Source organism: Arthrobacter sp. Hb9-2, assembly GCF_059091165.1.
In genome coordinates this window covers 82,002-100,461 of sequence record NZ_JBNHGJ010000001.1, presented here as the reverse complement: position 1 = coordinate 100,461, position 18,460 = coordinate 82,002, and the positions used below count along the sequence as shown (strand labels likewise).

The 18,460-nt window shown below is 65.8% G+C and carries 18 protein-coding genes; 2 read left to right on the top strand and 16 right to left on the bottom strand.

Translation table 11 applies throughout. The features are described from left to right. Positions 1-143: 143 nt before the first annotated feature. Positions 144-1,424, top strand: coding sequence for a PrsW family intramembrane metalloprotease (locus AC5RV1_RS00480; RefSeq protein WP_493993112.1), 1,281 nt, complete (start codon positions 144-146; stop codon positions 1,422-1,424). Between the two features lie 100 nt (positions 1,425-1,524). On the opposite strand, the gene nusB is transcribed toward AC5RV1_RS00480, so the two are convergent. The 14 genes from nusB to AC5RV1_RS00410 form a co-directional block, all read right to left on the bottom strand. Continuing rightward, complete coding sequence (gene nusB / locus AC5RV1_RS00475; protein WP_163163910.1) at positions 1,525-1,935, bottom strand: transcription antitermination factor NusB; 411 nt, start codon at positions 1,933-1,935, stop codon at positions 1,525-1,527. Continuing rightward, entirely contained in the window at positions 1,935-2,498 is a 564-nt protein-coding gene (efp, locus tag AC5RV1_RS00470; protein WP_050054941.1) for an elongation factor P, read from the bottom strand. Before efp ends, nusB begins: the two co-directional genes overlap by 1 nt. 172 nt (positions 2,499-2,670) lie before the next feature. Beyond that, the gene (locus AC5RV1_RS00465) at positions 2,671-3,189 is read right to left on the bottom strand and encodes a tetratricopeptide repeat protein (protein WP_493993111.1); all 519 of its coding nucleotides are present in this window, start codon (positions 3,187-3,189) and stop codon (positions 2,671-2,673) included. Beyond that, positions 3,189-4,280, bottom strand: a complete 1,092-nt coding sequence (aroB, locus tag AC5RV1_RS00460; RefSeq protein WP_493948427.1) for a 3-dehydroquinate synthase — start codon at positions 4,278-4,280, stop codon at positions 3,189-3,191. The genes AC5RV1_RS00465 and aroB overlap by 1 nt, the downstream gene beginning before the upstream one ends. Continuing rightward, positions 4,277-4,786, bottom strand: a complete 510-nt coding sequence (locus tag AC5RV1_RS00455; protein ID WP_493948452.1) for a shikimate kinase — start codon at positions 4,784-4,786, stop codon at positions 4,277-4,279. The genes aroB and AC5RV1_RS00455 overlap by 4 nt, the downstream gene beginning before the upstream one ends. 57 nt (positions 4,787-4,843) lie before the next feature. Continuing rightward, complete coding sequence (aroC, locus tag AC5RV1_RS00450; RefSeq protein ID WP_256249708.1) at positions 4,844-6,043, bottom strand: chorismate synthase; 1,200 nt, start codon at positions 6,041-6,043, stop codon at positions 4,844-4,846. Positions 6,044-6,069: 26 nt separating this feature from the next. Then, positions 6,070-6,930, bottom strand: a complete 861-nt coding sequence (locus tag AC5RV1_RS00445; protein ID WP_493993110.1) for a shikimate dehydrogenase — start codon at positions 6,928-6,930, stop codon at positions 6,070-6,072. Beyond that, positions 6,927-8,534, bottom strand: a complete 1,608-nt coding sequence (gene mltG, locus AC5RV1_RS00440) for an endolytic transglycosylase MltG (protein ID WP_493993109.1) — start codon at positions 8,532-8,534, stop codon at positions 6,927-6,929. The genes AC5RV1_RS00445 and mltG overlap by 4 nt, the downstream gene beginning before the upstream one ends. Further along, positions 8,531-9,124, bottom strand: coding sequence for a Holliday junction resolvase RuvX (ruvX, locus tag AC5RV1_RS00435; RefSeq protein ID WP_493993108.1), 594 nt, complete (start codon positions 9,122-9,124; stop codon positions 8,531-8,533). The genes mltG and ruvX overlap by 4 nt, the downstream gene beginning before the upstream one ends. 7 nt (positions 9,125-9,131) lie before the next feature. Next, on the bottom strand, positions 9,132-11,810 hold the full coding sequence (gene alaS / locus AC5RV1_RS00430; protein ID WP_493993107.1) for an alanine--tRNA ligase: 2,679 nt from the start codon (positions 11,808-11,810) through the stop codon (positions 9,132-9,134). Between the two features lie 124 nt (positions 11,811-11,934). Next, on the bottom strand, positions 11,935-12,177 hold the full coding sequence (locus AC5RV1_RS00425) for a hypothetical protein (RefSeq protein WP_240341793.1): 243 nt from the start codon (positions 12,175-12,177) through the stop codon (positions 11,935-11,937). A gap of 17 nt (positions 12,178-12,194) precedes the next feature. Next, positions 12,195-12,569, bottom strand: coding sequence for a DUF948 domain-containing protein (locus AC5RV1_RS00420; RefSeq protein WP_493993106.1), 375 nt, complete (start codon positions 12,567-12,569; stop codon positions 12,195-12,197). A gap of 146 nt (positions 12,570-12,715) precedes the next feature. Further along, positions 12,716-13,342: a 30S ribosomal protein S4 gene (gene rpsD / locus AC5RV1_RS00415; protein WP_066276228.1), complete on the bottom strand. Its 627-nt coding sequence runs from the start codon at positions 13,340-13,342 to the stop codon at positions 12,716-12,718. Between the two features lie 170 nt (positions 13,343-13,512). Then, entirely contained in the window at positions 13,513-14,919 is a 1,407-nt protein-coding gene (locus AC5RV1_RS00410) for a replication-associated recombination protein A (RefSeq protein WP_493993105.1), read from the bottom strand. A 70-nt stretch (positions 14,920-14,989) separates the two neighbouring features. On the opposite strand from AC5RV1_RS00410, the gene AC5RV1_RS00405 reads away from it, so the two are divergent. After that, entirely contained in the window at positions 14,990-15,664 is a 675-nt protein-coding gene (locus tag AC5RV1_RS00405; RefSeq protein WP_493993104.1) for an acVLRF1 family peptidyl-tRNA hydrolase, read from the top strand. A 50-nt stretch (positions 15,665-15,714) separates the two neighbouring features. On the opposite strand, the gene AC5RV1_RS00400 is transcribed toward AC5RV1_RS00405, so the two are convergent. Next, on the bottom strand, positions 15,715-16,500 hold the full coding sequence (locus tag AC5RV1_RS00400) for a GNAT family N-acetyltransferase (RefSeq protein WP_493993103.1): 786 nt from the start codon (positions 16,498-16,500) through the stop codon (positions 15,715-15,717). Positions 16,501-16,573: 73 nt separating this feature from the next. Then, entirely contained in the window at positions 16,574-18,352 is a 1,779-nt protein-coding gene (aspS, locus tag AC5RV1_RS00395; protein ID WP_493993102.1) for an aspartate--tRNA ligase, read from the bottom strand. Between the last annotated feature and the right edge of the window lie 108 nt (positions 18,353-18,460).

Genomic DNA, 18,460 nt, shown 5'->3' with positions numbered 1-18,460 from the left:
TAAAAAAGGATCATGTGCGTTCCAAAATTACCACATGGGCCTGGCTGGACCGGTGCCCGGACAGAGCGGTGATGGTCACACACTCGCGGCCACAGTGCCGGAGGTCCTTGGACGCATGGCGTAAGCCACCTAGGCTTTCGGGTATGTCGACGCATCCCCGCTTCCCGGCGTCCGGGCCACCCGAAGATCCCTTCCGGGCGGCACGTGCTCCGCTCCCGCACGAAGCCAACCCGAGCTGGATGGGGCAGGTGCAGCCCGAGAACTACCGGCCGGCGCCGGGGCATCAGGGCCGGCCCGTGGATACAGTGGTGCCGCCGCAGGTCCAGGGAACGGTAGTTCATGCCGGCCGGACCCGCAGCGGCGGGTTGCTCGGGCTGACCATCGGGGGCAGTGCCCTTGCTTTCCTCAGCCTCTTCCTGGTGGTGCCGTTCCTGCTCTCGAACACTGGACCGGCCGGCTTCCTCGTGGGTTTCGTGGCCTCGCTCATTCCCCTGTCGGTGGTGCTCCTGGCCGTGTATGTCATCGACAAGTGGGAACCTGAGCCCAAGCGGCTCCTGTACTTCGCCTTCACCTGGGGCGCTGCGGTTTCCATCGCAGTCACCCTGCTCATCCAGCCGTTTTTTGTGCTGGGCTTCCAGTTGTCTGACGGAGCGGACCTGCAGACCTACATGGCTACAGTGCAGGCGCCCATAGTGGAAGAGTTCGCCAAGTCCTTGGGACTGCTGCTTCTGCTCCTGCTGGCCAGGAAACACTTCGACGGACCTGTGGACGGAGTGGTTTTCGCCTTCACTATCGCAGGCGGCTTCGCCTTCACCGAGAACATCCTGTATTTCGGCCGGGCAATTGCGGAATCGGCGGACCCGGCCAGCAACTTCGCCCAGGTGTTTTTCCTCCGCGGTGTGATGTCCCCCTTTGCCCACGCCATCTTCACCGGCACCACCGGGCTCATCATGGGCTTCGCAGCGCGGCGCTGGCACGCAGGCGCATCGGTTGCCGCCTTCTTCGTGGGTCTGCTGCCGGCCATGTTCCTCCACAACCGCTGGAACAGCATGGGCCAGGGCTTCCTGGTGGACTACATCCTGGTCCAGGTTCCCATCTTCTTCCTTGCCGTGGCGGGCATCATCCTCCTGCGCGTGGCGGAGAAGCGGCTGACGCGCCAACGCCTGCTCGAATACTCCGCCGCCGGCTGGTTCACGCCCGCCGAGGTGGAGCTCCTTGCCACGTTGGGCGGCCGCCGTACGGCCTTGAACTGGGCCGGCAGCTACGGCAGGAGACGGCAGATGAAGGAATTCCTGAAGGCGGCGACCCAGCTGGCCAACACCCGCCAGCGCATCCTCAGCGGCCGCGACGTCCAGCTGCACCAGGCTGAAGAGCGCCACCAGCTCCAGCGCATCCTGGCCCTGCGGGCCGCCGTCGCCCACTGAACGCTGCCGCCACCCCACTTATAAGTCGCTGGCTGGCAGCTTAACCACCAAAGGGCTGGCCTACACTTTGGTGGAAGCCAGCCCTTTGCGTTCCTGCCGCCTAAGCGAGCAGGGAAGGCTTCAGCTGCTGCAGCCGGCCCAGGAGGCCGTTGATGAACTGCGGCGACTCGTCGGTGGACAGCGTCTTGGCCAGCGCAACCGCTTCGCTCACGGCCACGCCGTCCGGGACGTCGTCGTTGTACAGGAGTTCCCAGGTACCGATCCGGAGGATGATGCGGTCAACAGACGGCATACGCTCCAGGCTCCAGCCCTGCGAGTACGTCTCGAGGAACTCATCGATGGCTGCCTGCTGTGAAAGCACGCCCTCAACAATTTCCAGGGTGTACGGGTTAACGATCTGGTCAGTCTTCTCCCGGCGCGCCCGGAGCACGTCGAAGGCCGAAACAGAGCGCTGCTCTGCTTCGAAAAGAACGTCCAGGGCCCTGTTTCGGGCTTTACCGCGGGCGCTCACTACTCGGTGACCCGGCCGAGGTAGCTGCCGTCGCGGGTGTCCACCTTGACCTTGGTGTTGTTCTCGATGAACAGCGGAACCTGGATCTCGTAGCCGGTTTCCAGGGTTGCTGGCTTGGTGCCGGCCGAGGAGCGGTCACCCTGCAGGCCGGGTTCGGTGTAGGTGATCTCGAGGACAACGCTCGGCGGCAGTTCGATGTACAGCGGTGTGCCCTCGTGGATGGCGATGTTGACCATCTGGTTTTCGAGCATGAAGTTGGTGGCGTCGCCTACGGTGGCTCCGGAAACCGTGATCTGGTCGTAGTCGGAGGTGTCCATGAACACGAAGTCCGCCCCATCCTGGTACAGGTACTGGTAGTCGCGGCGGTCCACGGTGGCGGTCTCGATCTTGAGCCCGGCGTTGAACGTCTTGTCCACGACCTTTCCGGACATCACGTTGCGCATCTTGGTACGAACGAAGGCGCCACCCTTGCCCGGCTTGACGTGCTGGAATTCGATGATGTTCCAGAGCTGGCCCTCAAGCTTCAGGACCGTTCCGTTCTTGATGTCGTTAGTGGTTGCCACTGGTTTCCTCTGGTTTCTTTGTCTGGTCGCGTGCTCAGACGTTGTATGCCGGGCAGGCCTGCCAATCGGCTTGCCAGCGCGTGTTTGTCAAAAATCGGGTCTTCGAAAAAATTCAAGAACTATTCTACCGGTAAAACGGCGGGCGCCTTCCGGGCCGCCCCCGTCGGCGGTGTCAGCAGGCCAGGTCCAGGACGTCCCGGGCACGCTGCAGCGCCACAGTGGACGAGTAAATCAGGGCGGCATCTGCGGACTCGGCCACCCGCAGGTCCAGGGCGCGGGCGAAGGATTCAACGGCCGCCGACGTTTGTCCCGCGCTGTACTGGGTCTTGCCCAGGAACTGCAGGACCAGCGCCTCGCGGGGCGTCCCCTGAACCTCGGCGAGCAGCTGCCGGAACAGCTCCACTGCCCGGTCCAGCCGGTTCGAAACCCTCAGCACTTCGGCCTCAAAGGCCCGCAGCCTGAAGGACTCGGGGTCTTTGAAGCGAGCCTCGGCCAGCAGTTCCGCCGCCTCAGCCGCGTGCCCTTCCACCAGCAGGACAAAAATGTGGTCCGCGGGGTCGGTGGACACTGCCAGTGCCTCCCGGCAGGCGTCCTCGTTCACGATCTGCGGCAGCAGTGATTCGGGGTTGATGCGGATGCCCGGGAAGCCTGCCTCCGGCCAGTCCGCTGTTCCCTCCATGTCGCCGAGCATCAGGAAGCAATCTCCTGGTAGGCGGCAAACAGCAGCGAGGTGTCCGGGACGTCAAGGATCCCCGGTTTGGCTATCCCGTCGAGGACGACGAAGCGCAGCAGGTCACCACGGGACTTCTTGTCCCGACGCATCCCGTCCAGCAGGCCCTGCCACCGGTCCCGGCGGTAGGTGACGGGAAGGCCCAGTGTCTCCAGGATGGTGCGGTGCCGGTCGGCGTCGGCGTCGGTGAGCCTGCCGACGCTGCGGGCGAGTTCGGCAGCGAACATCATGCCCACGGAGACGGCGGCGCCGTGGCGCCAGGAGTAGCGTTCCACCAGCTCGATGGCGTGGCCCAGCGTGTGCCCGTAGTTCAGGATCTCCCGCAGGCCCGACTCCTTGAGGTCCTCGGAGACCACCTTTGCCTTGACGGCGATTGCCCGCTCAATGAGCTCACGGAGGACGGCGGACTGCGGGTCCACTACCGCCTCCGGGTCCTTCTCGATGAGGTCCAGGATGGCGGGATCAGCGATGAAGCCGCACTTGATGACTTCTGCCATTCCGGAGATGATCTCGTTTTTGGGCAGGGTGTTCAGCGTGTCCAGGTCCGCCAGCACGGCCGCCGGGGGGTGGAAAGCGCCCACCAGGTTCTTGCCTTCGGCGGTGTTGATGCCGGTTTTCCCGCCCACTGACGCGTCCACCATGCCGAGCAGGCTGGTGGGCATGTGGATGACCTTGATGCCGCGCAGCCAGGTGGCGGCGACGAAGCCGGCCAGATCCGTAACGGCACCTCCCCCGACGGCGACAATCGCGTCGGAGCGGGTGAAGTCGTTTTGCCCGAGGACCTGCCAGCAGAAGGCGGCCACCTGGATGTGCTTGCCTTCTTCGGCGTCGGGAATCTCCGCCGTGAGTGACGTGAACCCTGCTGCCGCGAGCTCATCGCGGACCGTGTCGCCGGTAAGCCGCAAGGCCCGGGGGTGGATCACCAGTACCCGCCGGACGCGCTCACCGAGCAGGCCGGGAAGGTCCCCCAGCAGTCCCCGCCCCACCACGACGTCGTAGTTGTTAGTGGCGGATTCGCCGGTGACCTTGATAACTGTAGATTCCGCGCTCACTTTTCAACTTCCTGTTTGGCAGCTGCGTAGTCCCGCAGTGCTGCTTCCAGCCGGCGCCCCAGCTCGGCAACCGAGCCGTGGCGCACGTCCAGGGTGATATCTGCCAGCCGCTCGTACACCGGCTTACGGGTGGCGAACATTGCCGTCCAACGGCCCATCGCATCCCCCGCCAGCAGCGGCCGCCCGGAGTTCCGGGCGATGCGGCCGGCAACCGTTGTGGCGTCACATTCGAGGTACACAACGGTGCAGCGGCCGATCAGCTGCTGGGTTCCGGAATCAAGAACGGCACCGCCGCCAAGGGAGATGATGGTGGGCGTGCCTTCCGCCGCTTCCACGACGTCGGCCACTGTCCGCGCCTCTATCTCCCGGAAGGCGTGCTCGCCGCGTCCGGCGAAAATATCGGAAATGGAGCCATGGGCTGCCACGATGACGGCGTCGGTGTCCACAAACGGGGCACCGAGCTGCTGGGCAAGCTGCTGCCCGATAGCGGATTTGCCGACGGCCATGGGCCCGATGAGGACCACCGGGCGGCCCAGGGACGCGGTTTTGTTGCTGTGGGGCACTTACTGGCCGATCGAGTCCAGGGACGCCGGAATGCTGTCCAGGTAGCCCTTGATGTTGCGGGCGGTTTCCGCCACGGAGTCGCCGCCGAACTTTTCGGTGACCGCTTCAGCCAGGACCAGGGCCACCATGGCTTCCGCCACTACACCCGCGGCCGGGACGGCACAGACGTCGGAGCGCTGGTGGTGTGCCTTGGCGGGTTCTCCGGTGCTGACGTCGATGGTCTTCAGTGCGCGCGGAACCGTAGCGATGGGTTTCATGGCCGCGCGAACGCGCAGCACATCGCCGATGCTCATGCCGCCTTCGATGCCGCCCGCACGGTTGCTGGTGCGGACAATGCGCCCGTCGGCGTCCCGGACGATCTCGTCGTGGGCAGCCGAACCGCGGCGTGCGGCGGTCAGGAAGCCATCGCCGACCTCCACACCCTTGATCGCCTGGATGCCCATCAGCGCGGCCGCAAGGCGGGAATCGAGCCTGCGGTCCCAATGCACGTAGCTGCCAAGTCCCGGGGGAAGTCCGTAGGCGAGGACTTCAACGACGCCGCCCAGGGTTTCGCCTTCCTTGTGCGCCGCATCCACCTCGGCCACCATGGCGTCGGACGTTTCCCGGTCGAAGCAGCGCAACGGATCCGCGTCCAGGGCCAACACGTCGGTGGGAACAGGCAGCGGTCGCCCTTCGGGCACGGTGACGGTCGCGATTGAAACGGTGTGGCTGACAAGTTCGATGCCGAGGTGCTTCAGGAACTGCGCTGCCACCGTTCCCATGGCCACACGGGTCGCAGTCTCGCGGGCGCTGGCGCGCTCCAGCACGGGGCGGGCCTCGTCAAAGCCATACTTCTGCATTCCGGTGAAGTCGGCATGGCCCGGCCGCGGGCGGGTCAGCGGCGCGTTGCGGGCCTGGTCGGCGAGCAGCTCAGCGTCCACCGGATCGGCAGACATGATCTGCTCCCATTTGGGCCATTCAGTATTGCCCACCTGGATGGCGACGGGGCCACCCTGGGTGCGTCCGTGCCGGACTCCGCCGAGGATGGTCACAACGTCCTGTTCGAACTTCATGCGTGCGCCGCGGCCGTAGCCCAGGCGGCGGCGGGCCAGTGAATCGGCGATGTGCCCGCTGGTGATTTCAACACCGGCGGGGACGCCTTCAATAATTCCCATCAGGGCCGGACCATGGGATTCACCGGCAGTCAACCAACGCAACATATTTTCCATCCTGCCACGTATGGCGGTTACAACGCCCGTCGGGGAAGGCCGACTGCGTCACACATCACATCTATGACGGATGCGTTAACTTCCTCTTCGAGGCGGCTGAACAGTCGTACCTGTTCCACCGCTTGGTACAGCAGCATTTCGAGGCCGGGCACCACGGCGCCGCCGCCGGCCTCCCACACGGACGCGACCAGGCTGGGCCAGGGATCGTAGGCCACATCCAGCAAAACGCCGGGCGTGGAGGTCTTCATCGCCGCGATTTCGGCTGCCAGCCCGTCAGCCGCGCGCGGTGGCAGCGTGGAGATGACGACGTCGGCAGCGGCCGTTGGTTTCGCGGCCTCCGTGAGTGGGCGGATCACCAGGGAAAGGCCCAGGCCTTCTGCTGCGGCGCGTACTTCTGCCGTGCGTGCCGGGTCACGGACGAAGATCCGGGCGGAGCCGGCTCCGAGCTCAGACAGGGCTGCAACGGCCGCGGCCGCTGTGCCGCCCCCGCCGAGGATGACGGGGGCCGCAGGCGTGCGGGCGCCGGCGTGCCGGACCGCATTGACGATTCCTGTGACGTCGGTATTGAACCCGACGGCATGGGAACCATCCCCGTGCTCCTCGAAGCACACGGTGTTCACCACACCGAGGGTCCGGGCCACGCCGCGGACCTCGTCCACCTCGCCGACCATGGCGGTCTTCAAAGGCATGGTGACCGAAAGGCCGCGCCAGCCCGGCTGGTTGCGGATCTGGCGCATCAGCGACGGCAGCAGTTGCTCAGTGACGTCGATGGCCGTGTAGCTGATGCCGATGCCGAGCCGGCTGTACGCCGCATGATGCAGTGCCGGAGACTTCGAATGGCTGATGGGGTGGCCCAGGACGGCTGCCCGCAGGCTCATGTGCAGCGGCCGACGTTCGCCATGCACCAGGCGTTGTACTGCTCAACGTAGCCGTTATGTTCAGCCAGGGTGCGGGAGAACTTCGTTTCCTTGGTGTCCAGGTTGATGGTTACCCAATACAGGAAGTCGTTGGACTTGGGCTTGGCGGCAGCATCAATGGCTGTCTTTCCCGGTGAACCGATCGGCCCCGGGGGCAGGCCCGGATTCGCGTAGGTGTTGTACGGGTTGGACTTGTCCTGGCGCTGTTCTTCCGTGAAGTTGTAGCTCTTCGTTCCCAGTCCGTACGTGACCGCCGAATCCACCTGCAGGAACCCGTTGGTCTGGTCATTGGGCTTGAGGCGGTTGTAGATGGCCCCGGCTACGTCCCCGTATTCTGCCTGGCCTCCTTCTGCCTGAACGATGCTGGCTACGATGACGGCCTCATACTGCTTGGCAGGATCAGTGATCCCTTGAGCCTCCAGCTCATCAACGGTGATCTTGACCAGAGATTGGAGGATGTCCTTTGCCGGTGTGCCCAGGGGGTAACGGTGCTCGCCCGGGGCCAGGTACCCTTCCAGGTTCTTGGCCGTTGCGGGCAGGCCGAACTGTGCCGGCTGGTTGCTGAGGGCCTGCAGATCCTGGATGGAAATGCCGGAACCTTCCGAGATGGCCTGCAACGACTCACCGATACGCAGGCCGGCGCTCAGGGCGAAGTAGATCACTTTCGTCTGGTCCTTGCCAAGCAGGACGTTGACGGCATCGGAGTTCTTCATCTGCGTCTTGAAGGTGTAGTCCCCCGGCGCCAATACCCCGCCGGAGGCGTTGAATTCCTGGAGGAACGTGTCGGAATTCGCCACGACCTGCTCACCCTCCAATTTGGTGGCTACGGAACGGGTGCCTTCCCCGTTCTCGACCGTCACCATCACCTCACCCGAACCCGGGCCGGGGTAGTCGCTGGGCTTGTCATTGCCCAGCAATGGCTTCAAGAACTGGGCGCCGACGGCGACGGCCGTAACGAATACCGCAAGCGTGAGGAACAGCGCCAGCAACCGCCGGCGGCGGCGGACCTTCTTCGAGGGCTTAGCCACTACGGGCGCTGCCGCAGCGCCGGGCAGGAACTCGTGATGCCCCGCCTCGTGGTGCGCATCGTCGTACTGCCCGTGGTCATAGTGCCCCTCGTGATGGAGGGCATCGTCGTGCTGCACACCCTCCTGGTAGTGGTGCCCCTCCGCATATTGGGCATCGTCTTCGTAGTGCCCACCTGCTGAATGGTGGTGGCCGGCAAGGGCAGGCTCAGGGTAGGAAGCGTGCACGTCGTGGTAAGGAACATCGCCCTGCGGGGGCTGCGGCTCATCACGAGCGTCCTGGATGGACGGCGGTGCCTGCGGAGCGGCCGGAATCGAGTGTTCTTCAGGGGCCGAAGGAACCGGTGACCCCGCAGCGGCCGGAGGCTCAGAAGGCGGCGGCGGAACCTCGTGCCCCGTTTCGTAGGCCTGCTCGGGCACGGCGCCCTGGAGTCCGGTGTCAGAGGTCTTTTCGCGCGCCCGGAGTTCCTTGCGGGTCAGCGGCCGCGCCGCCCCGGCATCCAAGGGGCCGGAAGCGTCGTCAATATTGGCAGGACTCACTGTTGCCTTCCATCTGAAGATCGGTCCGTGTCAGGAGTGGCGCGGACGGACTCATCCACCCCGCCGACCCCCGGGTCCACGGAAGGGGAGGGCGCGGTCACGCGTCGACCGACATCCGATCCCCTGGCTTTCTGCATGTCGAGGGCGTGCTGAAGGATACCTGCCGCCGCGACCTGATCAACTACTTTACGGTGATCCCGGCTGCTCATGCCAGCAGCATGGAGGTTGCGGTGCGCTGTAACGCTGCTCAAGCGCTCGTCCACCAGGTTCACCGGCACTGCCAGGGCCCGTGTTGCCAGCTCTGCGGCCAGCAGCTCGGCGTATTCGGTGGCCATCCTGGCCGACGCGTGCTCTTCGCCCTTCATGGTCCGGGGCAGGCCCACGATGACCTGCACGGCGCCAAGTTCCTCGACCAGGTTGGCGATGACCCGGACGTCCGAGTTTTTCTTCGCGTTCCGGTCCAGCGTCTTGTACGGCGTGGCCAGAATTGAGTCGCGGTCGCAGATGGCCACCCCCACCCGGACCGTGCCGACGTCAACCCCCAGTTTGATGCCCTGGGGGCTGCCGCCGGCCGCTGTTGGATTGGTCATAGGAGGTTTATCGCCCTGAAATGGCGTCCACGACGGCCGCGAGGGCCGGGGCCACCTTACCGGCGTCCGTCCCGCCGCCCTGGGCGACGTCGTCCTTGCCACCACCACCACCGCCGAGGATGCCTGCGGCGAGCCGTACCAAGGCACCTGCCTTGACGCCGGCTTCCCGTGCGGCCTCGTTCGTGGCGACCAGGACCATGGGGCGGTCATTCGCGACGCCGGCAACAGCCACCGTAGCGGCAGCGGAACCCAAGCGGTTCCGCAGGTCCAGAGCCAGGCCGCGGAGGTCGTCCGCGCCACTGACCTGCCCGGCGTCGTGCGCAATCACGCTGACCCCGGAGGCATCCTTGGCGCTGTTGACGAGCTGGGCGGCGGAAGCAGCCAGTTGTTCCTTGCGGAGCCTGTCGAGCTCCTTCTCGGTAGCCTTGAGCTTGGCGAGGGTGGCGGCGATCCTGTCGGCCAGCTGGCCGGAGGGAACCTTGAGCAGGTCGGTCAGCTCGGTCACCAGGGCACGCTCGGCGGCAAGGTGGCGGAATGCATCCATGCCAACGAAGGCCTCAACGCGCCGGTTTCCGGAGCCGACTGACTGTTCGCCCAGGAGCGAGAGGCTGCCGATCAGCGAGGTGTTGGCCACGTGTGTTCCGCCGCAGAGCTCACGGGACCACGCGCCGTCGATCTCCACCACGCGGACTTCGCTGCCGTAGTTCTCCCCGAAGAGGGCCATGGCGCCCAGGGCCTTGGCCTCCGCCAGTCCCATCACCTTGGTCTCCACAGCGTAGTTGTTCCGGATGGCGAGGTTGGAGACCTCTTCAATCTCCGAACGGGTGGCGGTGCTCAGGCCCTCGCCCCAGGCGAAGTCGAAGCGCAAGTAGCCGGCCTTGTTGAAGGACCCGCGCTGGGTGGCTTCCGGCCCCAGGATCTGGTGCAGTGCGGCGTGCACGATGTGCGTGCCCGTGTGTGCCTGCTCGGCAGCGTGGCGGCGTTCGCGGTCGACGGCGGCACGCACCAGCGAGTCTGCGCCGATTTCGCCTTCCCGGACAATCGCCTTGTGGACGCTCAGGCCCTTGAGGGGCCGCTGGACGTCGAGGACCTCGACGACGAACCCGTCACCGGTAATCAGGCCGGTGTCGGCGGCCTGGCCGCCTGCCTCTGCGTAGAACGGGGTCTCGGAGAGCACGAGCTCGATCTCGTCACCCGTGGAAGCCTGCTGCACCGGCTGTCCTCCGGTGAGGATGCCCCGGACGCGGGATTCGCCGTCGAGCTCCGTGTAACCAGTGAAGACCGTCTCGCCCTGGGCCAGAATCTCCTGGAAGGCACTCAGGTCAGCGTGGCCGCCCTTCTTGCCCTTCGCGTCAGCCTGGGCGCGCTTGCGCTGCTCCTGCATGAGGCTGCGGAAGGCTGCCTCATCCACCTGGAGCCCGGCCTCCTCGGCCATTTCAAGCGTGAGGTCGATGGGGAAGCCATAGGTGTCGTGCAGGGCGAAGGCATCGGCGCCGGAAAGCGGCTTGTTGGCAGCCTTGGATTCCTTGACGGCATCCTCAAGGCGGGCGGTGCCGGAGGCGATGGTGCGCAGGAACGCCTTTTCTTCGGCGTAGGCGATGCGGCTGATGCGCGCAAAGTCGGTGTCCACCACCGGGTAGACACCCTTCATGGCGTCCCGCGAGGCCGGCAGCAGCTCCGGCAGGCAGGCCTGCTCCACGCCCAGGAGGCGCATCGAACGCACCGCACGGCGGATGAGCCGGCGCAGGACGTAGCCGCGGCCCTCGTTGGAGGGGGTCACTCCGTCGGAGATCAGCATCAGTGCCGAGCGGATGTGATCGCCCACCACGCGCATACGCACGTCATCCGTGTGGTGCGGATCATCCGGTGTTTCAGCGGACGTGTATTCCTTGCCGGAGAGCTCGGCAGCTTTGTCGATGACGGGACGGACCTGGTCGGTCTCATACATGTTCTCGACGCCCTGGAGGATCATGGCCAGGCGCTCCATGCCAAGGCCCGTATCGATGTTGCGCTTGGGCAGTTCGCCCACAACATCGAAGTCTTCCTTGGAACGGACGTTTTCGATCTGGTACTGCATAAACACGAGGTTCCAGATCTCGATGTACCGGGTCTCGTCAGCCAGCGGGCCGCCCTCCACGCCATATGCAGGGCCGCGGTCGTAGTAGATCTCCGAGCACGGACCGGCCGGACCTGGCTGGCCAGTGTGCCAGTAGTTGTCGGACTTGCCCATTTTCTGGATGCGCTCGGCCGGAACGCCGGTGTTCTTCAGCCAGAGTTCCTTGGCTTCGTCGTCCTCTTCGTAGACCGTCACCCACAGCAGTTCGGGCGCGAGGCCGTAGCCGCCGTCGTCCACGCTCGTGGTGAGCAGTTCCCAGGCGAACTTGATGGCGTCTTCCTTGAAGTAATCGCCAAAGGAAAAGTTTCCGCACATCTGGAAGAAGGTGCCGTGCCGTGCGGTCTTACCCACTTCCTCGATGTCACCGGTGCGGATGCACTTCTGCACGCTCGTGGCGCGGGAGTAGGGCGGTTCTTCGCGCGCCGTGAGGTACGGAATGAACGGAACCATGCCGGCAACCGTGAACAGCAGCGAGGGGTCGCTGGAGACCAGCGATGCGGAGGGGACCGCGGTGTGGCCCTTGCTGACAAAAAAGTCCACCCAGCGCTTAGTGATCTCCTGCGACTTCATGAGCTGTTTACTTACCCTTCTTGGTCCGCGCACATGCGCGGAAGTTCGTTCGCTTGGCAGTTCCGTAGGCACGGTTGCTGCCGGTTGGTTCTGAGGTGCCTTGGCCGGGCTGCGGCCTGCCGGGTCAGCGGCGGACCAGTTCTCCGGAGTCCACGCCGAGGGCGGCGCGGAGGTCTGTTTCCCGTTCACGCATTCCGTCCCGGATAGCGTCCGCGAAGTCGTAGACCCCGTCGGCCAGCCGGCCCACAGCCCGGTTAAGGCCCTGCGGCCCAAGCGTGGACTGCATGGTGGCCTGTGCTTCGGTGACTTTGCGGAAGGCGATGACTCCGATCGCCACGCCGATTCCCATCCAGACAAGTCGTTTCATTTAAAGTTCTCCGGAGTTCAGCGGCTACGGCGGCCGGCAGCGGGTTTCTTGCGGTTGGCCAGCGCGGTGCGGACGCCGTAGCTGAACGCTGCCACCTTGATGAGCGGCGAACCAACGGTGGCGGCCACCAGCGAGGACAGTGCCGACAAGTTCGCTGACGCGTCAGAGACGTTGGAGGAGATCCCATCCACCTTCTTCAGCTGCTGGTTGGTGGTGGACACGGTGGCCGTGACCTCGTCCATCAGGGGCGTGGCACCTTCGCTCAGGGACCTGATGGAGGTGCGGACCTCGTCAAGGACTTTGCCCAGCTTCAGGATGGGCACGGCAAGCAGCAACACCAGGAGCGCAAACACTCCGGCAGCGATCAGGCCGGCAATATCGCCACCAGACATAGACGTTCATCTCCTCGAAATTCTGTGGTTCGTTCCACCTGGCGGATGCGTCGTGAAGCGCATTCCCGCAGATGTCCCCCAAGTACCTTACATACAAAGAAGCCCGCGGCGCTTGCCACGGGCTTCTTTGGATACGCTGCTGGAATTTAGCGTGCGTAGAATTCGACGACCAGCTGCTCTTCGCAGGTCACGGGGACCTCGGAGCGCTTGGGACGGCGGACCAGGCGTGCCTGGAGGGCTTCCAGCTTGACGTCCAGGTATGCCGGAACGGCGGGCAGGACGTCGCGGTGGGCGCCTGCTGCTGCAACCTGGAGCGGAACCATGGTTTCGCTGCGGCTGTGGACGTGGACCAGCTGGCCCTCGCCGACGCGGAACGACGGGCGGTCAACGCGAACGCCGTCAACCATGATGTGGCGGTGCACAACCAGCTGGCGGGCCTGGGCGATGGTGCGCGCGAAGCCGGCACGCAGGACCAGGGCGTCAAGACGCATTTCGAGCAGTTCGATGAGGTTTTCACCGGTCAGGCCCTTGGTCCGGCGGGCTTCTTCGAAGGCGCGGGTCATCTGTGCTTCGCGGATGCCGTACTGGGCGCGCAGGCGCTGCTTTTCGCGCAGACGTACGGCGTAGTCGGAGTCCTGCTTCTTGCGGGCACGGCCATGCTCACCGGGGCCGTACGGGCGGCGCTCCATGTACTTGGCGGCCTTGGGGGTCAGAGCGATGCCGAGGGACCGCGAGAGGCGGGCCTGACGGCGAGCACGAGTGTTGTTAGCCACTTGTGTCCTTCCAATATCTGCGGTGTGTCAGTGTTACTGGCCTCCACGATGGAGAGCATCGGCCAACCGCTGCCTTTTGCTACTGGGCGCAGGCATAACCTTCTCAACGTAAAATTGGGGAGATTGTGCGTCCGCGCCTTGCCAGACAAACATCTATCCTACCACGGCGCCTACTGGCCCCGGACGATCTTCCGCAGCCGTTCCAGCCGCACAGCAATGTCCCGCTCTGCGCCGTTGGCGGTGGGCTGGTAGTAGTCCCTTCCCACCAGGTCATCGGGCGGGTACTGCTGGGCGGCTACTCCGTGGGGAGCGTCGTGGGCGTACTTGTAGCCAAGGCCGTGGCCCAACTGCTTGGAACCCGGGTAGTGCGCGTCCCGGAGGTGGGCGGGGATGCCGTTCCCCAGCCCTGCCCGCACATCGGAGATGGCCTTGTTGATGCCCATGTACGCGGCGTTGGACTTTGGCGCCGTGGCCAGGTGCACCACGGCTTCGGCCAGGATGATCCGCCCCTCGGGCATGCCGATGAGTTGCACGGCCTGGGCTGCGGCCACGGCCGTCTGCAGGGCAGTGGGATCAGCCATCCCCACATCCTCGGCGGCCGAGATCACAATCCGGCGGGCAACGAACCGCGGGTCCTCCCCCGCTTCGAGCATCCGCGCCAGGTAGTGCAGGGCGGCGTCCACATCGGATCCGCGGATGGACTTGATGAAGGCACTGGCCACGTCATAGTGCTGGTCGCCGGCCCGGTCGTAGCGGACAGCGGCAACATCCAGCGCGCGCTCGGTGTGCTTCAGCTCCACCTTCACCAGGCCCTCGCCGGCGTCGTCCGCGTCCCCGAACGCAACACCCGCCGCCGCCTCCAGCGCCGTCAAGGCACGCCGGGCATCGCCGCCGGAGAGCCGGACAAGGTGCGCCAGGGCTTCGTCGGCGAGCTCCACCTTCCCCGCCAGGCCACGGGCGTCCGCAACCGCCCGCTCCAGCAGCCCTTCGATGTCGGCGTCAGTCAGCGGCTTGAGGGTCAGCAGCAGGGAGCGGGACAGGAGCGGCGACACCACGGAAAACGACGGGTTCTCGGTTGTGGCCGCCACCAGTACCACCCAGCGGTTTTCGACGCCGGGCAACAGGGCATCCTGCTGGGCCTTGTTGAAGCGGTGGATCTCATCGAGGAACAGGACGGTGGTGGTTTTGTACAGGTCGCGTGCCGTCAGGGCCTCATCCATCACGCGTCGCACGTCCTTCACCCCGGCCGTAATGGCCGAAAGTTCCACGAACTTCCGTCCCGGTCCCCTGGCGATCACGTGCGCGAGCGTGGTCTTCCCGGTTCCGGGAGGACCCCACAGGATCAGCGAGCTGGGCCCTGCCGGCCCGGCCGCATCCGCTCCCGCGGCGAGTTGCCTCAGGGGCGAGCCCTGGCCCAGCAGGTGCTGCTGACCTACTACCTCATCGACCGTCCGTGGGCGCATCCGCACGGCGAGCGGGCTCCGCGGCTTTGCGCTCCCGCTGGAGACGGTGCTGTCGGCGGCAACGGGACCGTCGTCGTCATGATTGCCGGGCCCGTGCCCAAAGAGATCTTCCACATAGATAGGCTACTTCCAGTTCACCCATGGCTTCCCCGGAAGCCGCAGCCGCTCAGCGAAGGATGCCAGCATGTCCGCACGTACCTCCGCCGGCGGGCAGCGGCAGCCCTCCGTCCGCACGGCCTACGTCACGGGCAGCCGCCTGCCCGGCTGGACGGAGAGGTTCGGCGCGGCGCACGGCGGGTTCCAGATGCGGGATGACGACGACGGCCTGCACCTTCTTGCTGGTGACGGCGCCGAAGCGCTCCTGCAGGCGCCCTGGCCCATCGACGGCAGGCCGGGCCGCGGCGCCGACGCGCTGGAACGGCTCGCCTCCCTCGCGTCACAGCCACGCCGGCTCGGCCTTCTGCTGGTCCGGCGTGGAGGTTACGGGGTTGCGGTGGTCAGTGAGGGCGTGCCCTTGGCTTCGAAGGTCGGCTCCACCTACGTGCAGTCCCGGACCGCCGCGGGCGGCCAGTCCCAGCAACGGTTCGCGCGGCGGCGGTCCAACCAGGCGGACGCACTCGTGGACGCTGTAGCCGAACAGGCCCGCCGGGTATTCAGCGGTGAGCCGTTTGAGTATATGGTTCCCGGCGGCGACCGGGCGTTGGCGGGCTTTGTCCTCGACCACCCGGCCCTGCAGGACTATGCCGGGCTGCCCCGCCTGGCCTGCCTTGACGTTCCGGACCCCAAGGCCGCTGTGCTGAAGAAGGCGGCAGCGGACGCCTGCTCGGTTCGGATCCAGGTCAGCGACCCGCCCGCGTAGGCTCCGTGTCTGAAACCGGACGGAACGGCCGCTGGACTGGCGCTAACGCTTCAGCAGCCCGTCAGGGCGCGCCGGGGCCGCTGCTGGCGGTAGAGGTAGCGGCCCGACTCCTCGAACCCGGCCTGACGGTACAGCTGCTGGGCTGCTTCGTTGGCCGCTGTGACCAGCAACCAGGTGCTGGTAAGGCCGCGGGCGTCCCCTTCGGACAGGAGCGCCTGCAGCACCGCCGAAGCGTAGCCGCGCCTCCGGTGGGACGGCGAGGTTGCCATGCAGTAGATGCCGCCGGTTCCCTCCACCAGGGCGAGGCGCCCAACAGCGGCCGGCACGCCGTCGTCATCCCTCACTAAGGCGTAGAGGGACGGGCACCCGGCCAATATGGTTCTCGCAATCTCCCGTTCGGCCTGGCCGCCCCGGCCGTCCACGCGCCACCAAAGGTCCAGCCATTCCTCTTCCGGCTGATCTCGGAACTCAACCCTCCCAGCTGCCGCCGGACTCGGAGGGTCAACACCAGCCGGCCGGGCCATAACGAGCGTCTCGGACTGCCGCGTGAAGCCCTGCGCGTCCAAATAGTCGTTCAGCCCGGCGTTGGCAGGCGTGTCCGTTATCTGGAAGATCAGGGGAAGACGCCGCTTCCGGTACCACTGGACCGCCTCGCGCAGCGCGGCCCGGGGCTCCGCGGTGGACTCCCGCGGCCACACCGAGTTGGCTCGCTGGGTGACCCCGGCGGCAGCCCGGAGGACCCACTCCCCCGTGTCGTAACGCTCGACGGCGGGCCAGGCAGCATCCATGAGCGTTTCGAAGGCGCGGGTTTGGTGACCGGGGAAGCTGTGGGCCACAAGGACTCCTGTCTGCGGAAAAGCCTGAAGGCCCTCCCTTCCAGGGAGAGCCTTCAGTTGGATCAGTGGTGCTTTACTTGCCTTCTGCCGGTTTGGCCTCCGGCTTGAAGTCCACGCCGGCTTCCTTGCGCTGCTGCGGCGTGATCGGGGCCGGGGCCGCCGTCAGGGGATCGTAACCGTTGCCGGTCTTTGGGAAGGCAATAACGTCGCGGATGGACTCCACGCCGGCCAGCAATGCCACCACACGGTCCCAGCCGAAGGCGATGCCGCCGTGCGGAGGGGCGCCGTACTTGAAACCCTCCAGCAGGAAGCCAAACTTGGTCTGGGCATCCTCGCGGTCGAGGCCCATCAGTTCGAAGACGCGTTCCTGGACATCGCGCTCGTGGATACGGATGGAACCGCCGCCGATTTCATTGCCGTTGCAGACGATGTCGTAGGCGTAGGACAGGGCGGACTCCGGATCCTGGTCGAACGTGTCCAGGAACTCGGGCTTGGGTGAAGTGAAAGCGTGGTGCACAGCCGTCCACTTGCCGGCCCCGACGGCCACATCCCCGGACGCCACCGCTGCTGCGGCGGGTTCGAACATGGGCGCGTCCACTACCCAGCAGAAAGCCCAGGCCTTGGGGTCGATCAGGCCGGTGCGGTGCCCGATTTCGACGCGGGCAGCACCGAGAAGGGCGCGGGCGGCCGACTTCTCGCCGGCCGCGAAGAAGATGCAGTCGCCGGGCTTGGCGCCCACGGCATCCGCGAGGCCTGCGCGCTCGGTGTCGGTCAGGTTCTTGGCAACCGGGCCGGCGAGCTCGCCGTCTTCCTTGAACAGGACATAGGCAAGGCCCTTGTGCCCGCGCTGCTTGGCGAATTCCTGCCAGCCGTCCAGCGTGCGGCGGGGCTGGGAGGCACCGCCCGGCATCACCACGGCGCCCACGTACGGGGCCTTGAAGACACCGAAGTTGGTGTCCTTGAAGAACTCAGTGAGCTCGGTCAGCTCCACGCCGAAGCGGAGGTCGGGCTTGTCCGAGCCGTACCGGGCCATGGCGTCCGCGTAGGTGATGCGCTGGATAGGCGTCGGGATCTCGACGTCGATCAGCTTCCACAGTGCCTTGACGATGTTTTCGCCGAGGGCAATGATGTCGTCCTGGTCCACGAAGCTGGCTTCAATGTCCAGCTGGGTGAATTCCGGCTGGCGGTCGGCGCGGAAGTCCTCGTCGCGGTAGCAGCGGGCGATCTGGTAGTACTTCTCGAAGCCGCCCACCTGCAGGAGTTGCTTGAAAAGCTGCGGTGACTGCGGCAGGGCATACCACGAACCCGGGGCCAGGCGGGCGGGGACCACGAAGTCCCGGGCGCCTTCCGGCGTCGAACGGGTCAGAGTGGGGGTTTCAACCTCCACGAAGCCATCCTGGTGCAGCAGCTCACGGGCCACGCGGTTTGCCTCCGAGCGCAGCCGGAGGTTGCGGGCGGGACCGGGCCGGCGCAGGTCCAGGTAGCGGTGCTTCAGGCGTGCTTCCTCGCCCACCTCAACGTGCTCGTCGATCTGGAACGGGAGCGGCTCGGAGGTGTTGAGGATGACCACCTTGTCCGCCATGACCTCGATCCCGCCGGTGGCCAGCGCCGGGTTCTCATTACCCTCAGGCCGCTTGGAGACGGTGCCGGTGACCTGCAGGACATACTCGTTGCGCAGGCCGTGGAAAACTTCTTCCTCGCGGACCACAACCTGTGCCACGCCGGAAGCGTCGCGCAGGTCCACGAAAGCCACACCACCGTGATCACGACGGCGGCCCACCCAGCCAGCGAGGGTTACGGTTTGTCCAATGTGCTCGGAACGAAGGGATCCGAGGTCATGTGTGCGCAGCACAGCACGCCTTTCTGCGGGGTAACACGGGAAGTCATACGGAAAGTTAAATAGGATCGTCCGGGGAACGATTCCGTTCGAGTTTACCCGCTGCAAAGGGACTGTCACCGC

Excerpts from the sequence above, each read along its gene's own strand:
- ruvX (WP_493993108.1), bottom strand. The coding sequence starts at position 9,124 with ATGACCAATCCAACAGCGGCCGGCGGCAGCCCCCAGGGCATCAAACTG.
- AC5RV1_RS00405 (WP_493993104.1), top strand. The coding sequence starts at position 14,990 with ATGTCCGCACGTACCTCCGCCGGCGGGCAGCGGCAGCCCTCCGTCCGC.
- AC5RV1_RS00455 (WP_493948452.1), bottom strand. The coding sequence starts at position 4,786 with ATGGCCGTCGGCAAATCCGCTATCGGGCAGCAGCTTGCCCAGCAGCTC.
- AC5RV1_RS00420 (WP_493993106.1), bottom strand. The coding sequence starts at position 12,569 with ATGTCTGGTGGCGATATTGCCGGCCTGATCGCTGCCGGAGTGTTTGCG.
- AC5RV1_RS00425 (WP_240341793.1), bottom strand. The coding sequence starts at position 12,177 with ATGAAACGACTTGTCTGGATGGGAATCGGCGTGGCGATCGGAGTCATC.
- AC5RV1_RS00480 (WP_493993112.1), top strand. The coding sequence starts at position 144 with ATGTCGACGCATCCCCGCTTCCCGGCGTCCGGGCCACCCGAAGATCCC.
- alaS (WP_493993107.1), bottom strand. The coding sequence starts at position 11,810 with ATGAAGTCGCAGGAGATCACTAAGCGCTGGGTGGACTTTTTTGTCAGC.
- aroC (WP_256249708.1), bottom strand. The coding sequence starts at position 6,043 with ATGTTGCGTTGGTTGACTGCCGGTGAATCCCATGGTCCGGCCCTGATG.
- AC5RV1_RS00445 (WP_493993110.1), bottom strand. The coding sequence starts at position 6,930 with ATGAGCCTGCGGGCAGCCGTCCTGGGCCACCCCATCAGCCATTCGAAG.
- AC5RV1_RS00465 (WP_493993111.1), bottom strand. The coding sequence starts at position 3,189 with ATGCTCGGCGACATGGAGGGAACAGCGGACTGGCCGGAGGCAGGCTTC.